7 protein-coding genes are annotated in these 7,341 nt (G+C 64.9%); 4 read left to right on the top strand and 3 right to left on the bottom strand.

Annotation, left to right across the window (positions count from 1 at the left end):
* Window positions 1-345: 30S ribosomal protein S6 (gene rpsF, locus VN047_RS10370; protein ID WP_325542383.1), on the bottom strand; the 345-nt coding region annotated here is incomplete at its 3' end.
* A 158-nt stretch (window positions 346-503) separates the two neighbouring features.
* The gene (locus VN047_RS10365) at window positions 504-1,892 is read right to left on the bottom strand and encodes a Mur ligase family protein (protein ID WP_325542381.1); all 1,389 of its coding nucleotides are present in this window, start codon (window positions 1,890-1,892) and stop codon (window positions 504-506) included.
* A gap of 90 nt (window positions 1,893-1,982) precedes the next feature.
* Between VN047_RS10365 and VN047_RS10360 the strand changes: the two genes are divergently transcribed.
* The 4 genes from VN047_RS10360 to VN047_RS10345 are packed head-to-tail and all read left to right on the top strand — an operon-like array spanning window position 1,983 to window position 5,129.
* Window positions 1,983-2,810, top strand: a complete 828-nt coding sequence (locus VN047_RS10360; protein ID WP_325542380.1) for an LD-carboxypeptidase — start codon at window positions 1,983-1,985, stop codon at window positions 2,808-2,810.
* A gap of 44 nt (window positions 2,811-2,854) precedes the next feature.
* A complete protein-coding gene (fabD, locus tag VN047_RS10355) occupies window positions 2,855-3,793 on the top strand; it encodes an ACP S-malonyltransferase (RefSeq protein WP_325542378.1) in 939 nt (312 codons plus the stop codon).
* Window positions 3,794-3,817: 24 nt separating this feature from the next.
* Window positions 3,818-4,558 (top strand): 3-oxoacyl-[acyl-carrier-protein] reductase, encoded by a 741-nt coding sequence (gene fabG / locus VN047_RS10350; protein ID WP_325542376.1) that lies wholly within the window; start codon window positions 3,818-3,820, stop codon window positions 4,556-4,558.
* A 31-nt stretch (window positions 4,559-4,589) separates the two neighbouring features.
* Window positions 4,590-5,129 carry a hypothetical protein gene (locus tag VN047_RS10345; protein WP_325542374.1) on the top strand — a complete coding sequence of 180 codons (540 nt, stop codon included), beginning with the start codon at window positions 4,590-4,592 and terminating at the stop codon, window positions 5,127-5,129.
* Between the two features lie 59 nt (window positions 5,130-5,188).
* Here VN047_RS10345 and VN047_RS10340 read toward each other — a convergent pair whose 3' ends face one another.
* A complete protein-coding gene (locus VN047_RS10340; RefSeq protein ID WP_325542372.1) occupies window positions 5,189-7,312 on the bottom strand; it encodes a TonB-dependent receptor in 2,124 nt (707 codons plus the stop codon).
* Window positions 7,313-7,341: the final 29 nt, after the last annotated feature.

The following is a 7,341-nucleotide window of genomic DNA, read 5'->3' as shown; positions in this document are numbered from 1 at the left end:
ACGGCCGCGGCCGCCACGACGTTCCTGCTTGCGCATCATCACCGACGGACCCTTTTCGAGTTCGTCGACCTTGATGGTGAGCCAGCGGATGATATCTTCGTTGATCGCAGCCTGACGCTCGATCTCTGCGATGGCTTCGCCCGACACTTCGGCCGAGAGCATCACATAATGACCCTTGCGGTTCTTCTGGATCTTGTAGGCGAGCTGCTTGAGGCCCCAGGTCTCGGTCTTGTGGACCGTGCCCTTGAATTCGCCGATGACGTTGGTGACGGTTTCCGCCAGCGCGTCGACCTGAGCCTGGCTCAGGTCCTGACGCGCGATAAAGACATGCTCGTAAAACGGCATGGTGCGCTTCCTTCGATTTGGCCGATCGCTGGCTTCGCGCCAATCGCGAAACCCCTCCGGCTGTCGTCAAGCCTTGCGGATTGGTGCAAAGCAAACGGGGCGATGGCAACGTGGCCTCGCCCCGAATGAGCGCGCCTATACAGATTCGGGCGAAAGAATCAAGCGCGGAGCGCCAGCTTTTCCAGGAGTTCATGCCCGAATTCGGTCAGCGTATCATCGCGCGCGCCGAGGATAAGGATGCGGTCGCCCGCCTTCGCTTCGTCGAGCATTGCCGCGCCGCAATGGGCGCGCGTCGTCAGGTGCATCGCATCGGCGCCGCCGGCGACGATATCGGCCACCAGCGCCTCGCTCCCGACGCTGCGGTCGACGGTGCCGCCGAAATAGACCGGATCACAGACATAGAGCCTGTCGCCGCCGCGCATTCCTTTGGCAAAGCTCGCCGCGAGTTCCGTGCCCATCTGGCGCAGCGGGCCATAGCCGTGCGGCTGGAAAAAGAGCAGGGCGCGGCCAGGCAGTTCGGCGACGGCGGCGAGCGTCGCGGCGACCTTGTCGGGGTTGTGCGCAAAGTCGTCGATAACGGTGACGCCGCCCGCTTGCCCCAGGACTTCGTACCGGCGCGCCAGACCCGCGAAACCGGCGAGCGCCGCAACCGACTGCGCGACCGGTATATTGACCGCCCGCGCGGCGGCGATCGCTGCCAGCGCATTAGCGGCATTGTGCCGTCCGGGCATGCGCAGGCGGACCGCGTGGCGGTCGCCCGCAAAGCTCACGGCAAAGCGACAGCCGTCGGGAAGAGCCTCGAAATCACTCCCCCGCATCGCCGCACCATCGCCAAAGCCGAAGCGCAGATTGTTGTCGGCGTTGAACAAAGGGACGGATTCGGGGTCGTCGGCGTTGATCACCGCGATGCGCGCCTTGGCGGTGAAGTCGCCGAATAGCTGATGCAACTCGGCAAGGCTTTTGTGGTCGAGGCTGATGTTGGTGACCACCGCGACGTCGGGACGGTAGAGAGCGATCGATCCGTCGCTTTCGTCAACCTCGCTCACATAGGTTTCGGCGTCGCCGACCAGCGCGCTGGCAAAGGGGCGGTCGTCACCCGAAAAGTTGCGCATTACCGCGCCGTTCATCACCGTCGGTTTGCGGCCCGCGCTTTCGAGAATCCAGCCGATCATTCCGGTGACAGTCGATTTGCCGCTCGTTCCGCCGACGCCGATCGCCTTGTCTGCTGCATTGAAAAGCGCCGCATTCAGGTCGGCGCGCGTCATGCGCGACAGGCCGAGCGCGTTGGCCGCGGCGATATCGGGAACGCTGTCTTCGATCGCGGCCGAGGCGACGAGGATCTGGCCCGCCTGCGGCCCGCTGCCGTCCTGCGGATAAAAGGCAATGCCCTGACTTTCGAGCCACGAGAATTTCTCAGGCGTCCGCCCCTGATCGCGGCTGCGATCCGATCCCGAAACCGCAGCGCCTCGCGCCGCGACGATCATCGCGAGCGGTAACATGCCCGACCCGCCGATGCCGCAGAAGAAATAGGATTTGTTTTCCGACATGGCGCGGCGTTATGGCCTTGGCGAAGGGTTTGCAACCGCACCCGCCGCAATAACCGCTCGCGTCGGGCGGATCGAGGAATCAGCCAGCCCATGCGTATCGGCATCGTTGCCCCCTCGACCCCCATCCTTCCCGATGACGCCGAAGCCGTGCGTGCGCTCGCGAGCCTCGGCTACCCCGACGTCGAATTGATCTTCGACCCGCAATGCTTCGCAACGCACGGCCATTTCGCGGGCGAGGATGGCCACCGCTTCGCCGCACTCATCGAGATGGCGAACCGTCCCGACATCGACGCGATCTGGTTCGCGCGCGGCGGTTATGGCGCGTGCCGGATCGCCGAAGATGCGGTCGCGGCGATGACCGACGTCGCGCGGGGGAAGGCGTTCCTCGGCTATTCGGATCAGGGCAATCTGCTCGGAGCGCTCTATCGCGACGGCTTCGATCATGTCGCGCATGGCCCGATGGTCGCCGATATCCGCCGCGAGGGTGGCGACGCGGCGGTTCTTCGCGCACTCGACTGGCTTGTCGCGCGCGATCCTGCGGCGTGCGAGGCCGGGCTCCAGCACGGAGCGCGCCATGCGGCGTTCAACCTGATGACGCTGTCGATGCTGCTGGGCACGCCGCTCGAACCCGATCTTTCGGGGCATGTCCTGCTCGTCGAAGAGGTCAGCGAATATCTCTATGCCTTCGACCGCGCCTTCTTCCATGTCACCAGCTATCTGGCTCCGCGCGGGCTGGCCGGCCTTCGGCTCGGTCGGGTGAGTGATATCCCCGAAAACGACCGCCCCTTTGGCATGGCCGCCGAAGAGATCGCGCAGGGCTGGTGCGCACGCGCGGGCATACCCTGGCTCGGGCGGGCCGACATCGGCCACGACGTGGCGAACAAGGTCGTGCCCTTCGGCTTGCATCGCGCGGGGTGAGGGAATAGGCGCGCGGTAACGAATGGTATCGCAGGGGACGCAACATGCGCGCATTTATTTTTCCGGGTCAGGGCAGTCAGGCGGTCGGCATGGGCAAGGCCCTCTGCGACGCATCGCCGGTTGCGCGTGAAGTGTTTCAGGAAGTCGACGACGCGCTGGACCAGAAGCTGTTCCGGTTGATGAGCGAAGGCCCCGAGGACCAGCTGACGCTCACCGAAAACGCCCAGCCTGCGATCATGGCGAACGCGATCGCGACGCTGCGCGTGCTCGAAAAGGAAGGCGGCGTCACGCTGTCGGCCAAGGCCGATTATGTCGCGGGCCACAGTCTCGGCGAATATAGCGCGCTCTGCGCTGCGGGTGCCTTCGACCTTGCGACCACCGCACGGCTTCTGAAGACGCGCGGGCAGGCGATGCAGGCGGCGGTGCCCGTCGGCGTCGGCGCGATGGCGGCGCTGCTCGGCGCCGATATCGAAACGGCGCAGAAGCTTGCCGACGCTGCTGCCGAGGGTGAGGTCTGCACCGTCGCCAACGACAATGACCCGTCGCAGGTCGTGATCTCGGGCCACAGGGGTGCGGTCGAGCGCGCGGTCGCGCTGGTCAAGGATTATGGCATCAAGCGCGGTGTGTTGCTGCCTGTCTCGGCGCCCTTCCATTGCCCGCTGATGCAGCCGGCAGCCGATGCGATGGCCGAAGCGCTCGGCGCGAATCCGCCTGCCGCGCCATTTGTGCCGGTTGTCGCAAATGTGACCGCCAGCCCGGCCAGCGATCCGGACGCGATCCGCGACCTCCTGGTAAGCCAGGTCACCGGGCGCGTCCGCTGGCGCGAAAGCGTCGGTTCGATGGAGGATATCGGCGTCACGCACTTCGTCGAATTCGGCGGCAAGGTCCTCTCGCCGATGGTCAAGCGCAGCGCATCGGGCGAGGTCGAGACGGCCAGCGTGATTTCGATGGACGACATCGAAGCATTGCTCAAGACGCTCTAAATTACAGAATTCAGGAGAATGCAGATGTTCGATCTCACCGGCATGACCGCCCTCGTCACCGGCGCCTCGGGCGGCATCGGTTCGGCTATCGCGCAGGCACTGGCCGCGCAGGGTGCCCGGCTTGCGGTGTCGGGCTCCAACGCCGACAAGCTGAACGCCTTCCGCGCCGCACTCGGCGGCGATCATGTCGCGCTGCCCTGCAACCTTGGCGATGCCGCCGCGGTCGATGCGCTTGTTCCTTCGGCGGTCGAGGCGCTGGGGCAACTCGATATCCTCGTGAACAACGCCGGGGTGACGCGCGACAATCTGATCATGCGGATGAAGGATGACGAGTGGTCGGACGTCATCCGCATCAACCTCGAAGCCAATTTCCGCCTCGCGCGCGCCGCGGCGAAGCCGATGATGAAGGCGCGGTTCGGCCGCATCATCTCGATCACCAGCGTCGTCGGCGCCACCGGCAATCCGGGGCAGGCCAATTATGCCGCCTCGAAGGCGGGCGTGACCGGAATGACCAAGGCGCTGGCGCAGGAACTCGCGAGCCGCGGCGTCACCGCGAACTGCGTCGCGCCGGGTTTCATCGCCACCGCGATGACCGACGACCTGCCCGACGCGCAAAAGGAAGCGCTCAACCAGCGCATCCCGGCGGGCCGGATGGGTGAGGGCAGCGATATCGCTGCGGCGGTCGTCTATCTCGCGTCGAAAGAGGCGGCCTATGTCACGGGCCAGACGTTGCATGTGAACGGCGGGATGGCCATGCTGTCCTGAGGCCGGTCTATCGAGAACGGAAGACGAGTCGATGTTCAGGACTTTGATGGCTGCGGCGATGCTGGTGTCTGCGGCGCTGCCCGGCGCGGTCATGGCGCAAGAGGGTGAAAAGTTCGACTGCGTTGTCGCTTCGATCCCGAGCGACGCCAAGGCGGCGCTCGGCGGTGCGATGGGGGGCGGGGGCGATGAAGCTTCGCGCGAAGTCCTGTTCAAAAATCTGGCGACCGTGGCCGACGCATGCGCCGCGCGTCATGGCATCGCGGCCGAGCAGAAGGCCGCTTATTTCGATTACAGCCTTGCGCGCATCGCGCGCGAATGGCTCGCAGCGGATATGGGAAAGCTCGATCTGTCGCCCGCGGTGGTCGACAAGGCGCTCCACTTCGGCCCGGGCGGAACGAATCCCGACCTGTCGACCAATATGACCGAAGAGCAGATCATGACGATCGTCCAAGCCTATGTCGATGCCGGCGTTGACATCGAAAAGATCGACGGCGCGGCATGGGAAAAGGTCGGCGCCTATGCGGCCGCGACCTCGATCTACTGGAACAAGCGCAAGCAGCTCGCCTTCTGAAACCGAACGGGCCGGGTCCGGTTGAACCGGACCCGGCCCTCGGGACGAGCGGAGAAGAGTTAGAAGCTCGCCCGGGCTGTGAGCCGGAAATCGCGACCGGCGAGCGGCACATAATCCTTGGTAAAGCTGGCGTGGCGGCGTGCTTCGACGTCGAAGATATTGTTCGCCGACAGGCTGAGCGTCAGATTCTTCGTATCGGGAAGCGGGCGCCAGCTGAGCGACGCGTTGACCAAGGTGAAGCCGTCGGTCGGCGTCTCGAACTGTGCGGTGCGCGTCTGGTCGTCGGTCCATTCAACCTCGACGCGCGCATCGAGCCGTTCGCCTTGCGCTTCGAGCCCGCCCAGCACGCGCAGCGGCGGGATACGCGGCACGTTGCGATCGAGGCCTGCGTTCTTGATCCTGGCACGCGTCATGTCGGCGGTGACATCGCTCACGATATTGAACCCGCCGATCTGTGCCAGCCGTGCGCTCGCTTCGGCCTCGAAACCCCAGACACGCGCGTCGCGCTGGAAATACTGGAAGACGGGCAACTCATCCTGTTCCGCGCCCGTCGCCGCCGAATAGACGAAATTGTCGAACCAGTTCGAATAGCCGGTCAGGCTCAGGTTGAACGCGTCGGTCTTGATCTTGAACGAGGCTTCGGCCCCCCAGTTGGATTCACGCTTCAGGTTCGGGTCGCCGAGCTCGAAGCTCTGCGTCGCGATGTGCGGACCGTTCGACAGCAGTTCCTCGGCCGAGGGCGCGCGGACCGCCCGCGATACCGAGACGCCGAATTTCGCGCCCTCGAATAAATCATAGGTCGCACCGAGCGCGCCCGAGAAGCTGTCGAAGCTGCGATCGAAGCCCAGCGTCTGTGCGCGCACGCTGGTCTTTTCGTAGCGCGCCGCGGCTTCGAGGCCGAGCGGGCCCGCCGTATATTCCTGCAGCGTGAACAGCGCGAACTGATCGGTCAGGTTCCGAGGTACGAACGCCTCGGCTCCGATCGCGTCGAAATCGCGGTGGCTGTACTGCACGCCGCTTGCGCCGCGCCAGCCGCCGCGGTCGCTCTGCGCCAGCTCGATCCGGCCTTCGATGCCCTGATTGGTGAAGACGGTGCCGACTTCGTCGCCCTCGAATTCGGTGTGCTTGTAATCGGCGAAGCCCGCACGGATGCGCAGCTTGTCGAAAAAGCCGTCGCCCAGCTCGACTTCGCCGCGAAGGTCGGCGCGCCATTGCTTCATCCCAATGGTGACGGGGCCTTCGCCATGCTCATGCCCGCCTTCTTCTTCCTCGCCGCCGTGGTCATGCGCGGTGTTCGGGCGGTCGGGCACACCATAGTTGGTGTCGTAATAGCCGATCGAAATACCGAGCTGGCCGCCGTCGTTGATCAGCGACAGGCCGCCGCCGGCGGTCCAGGTCTCGCTTTGCGTATTGTCGATCTTGCCGCGCTTCCCTGCCTGGGCGGTCAGTTCGGCTGCTTCGTCGGCATGGCCATCCTCAAGCGCATGTTCGGCAAGATGAAGCAGGTCGCCGCGAATATCAGGGGCATAGACAAAGCCGCCGCTGCGCATGTCGCCCGTCTTTCGCCAGCTTCCGTCAACATGCGCGACCACCTGCGGGCTCAGCGCAACGTCGATCGAGCCACCGATATTGCGGTCGTCGGCGGCGGTCGCATAGCCGCCGATCGCGTCGACATGGACGTGGTCGGCGGGAACCTTCCTGGGGATCCGACGGTCGAACATATTTACTGCGCCGCCGATGGCCTGACTGCCGAACAGGAGCACGGCAGGTCCACGCAGGATTTCGATACGCTCAACGGTCAGCGGGTCTATGGTGACCGCGTGATCGGCGGAGGTGTTCGATGCATCGATCGACCCGATGCCGTCGGTCAGAACGCGCACGCGCTCGCCCGAAAAACCCCGCAGGACGGGGCGCGACGCGCCGGGAGAAAAGCTCGTCGCCGACACGCCCGGCTGCCGTGTGAGTGTGTCGCCGATCTGCCCGCGGATATCACGCGCCAGTTCATCACCCTCGAGCACCGACACATTGCCGAGGATGTCGAGGCTGCGGACATAGGGTGCGGTGACGACGATCGGTCCGCCCGCGTGCACATCGTCGCCGCTTACCGGAGCACTGTCTTGCGCGAAAGCGGGAGTGGCAAGGATCAGGGCGAAGGTGAAGCCGGTGGAAGAAAGCAAACGCATAAGGGGAGAGTCCTGTTTTGTGGCAACCT

The sequence above is a fragment of the Sphingopyxis sp. genome (genome assembly GCF_035565275.1).
Lineage (GTDB): Bacteria > Pseudomonadota > Alphaproteobacteria > Sphingomonadales > Sphingomonadaceae > Sphingopyxis.
The sequence above is the reverse complement of the archived record's forward strand: the minus strand, read 5'-3'. Positions and strand labels throughout refer to the sequence as shown.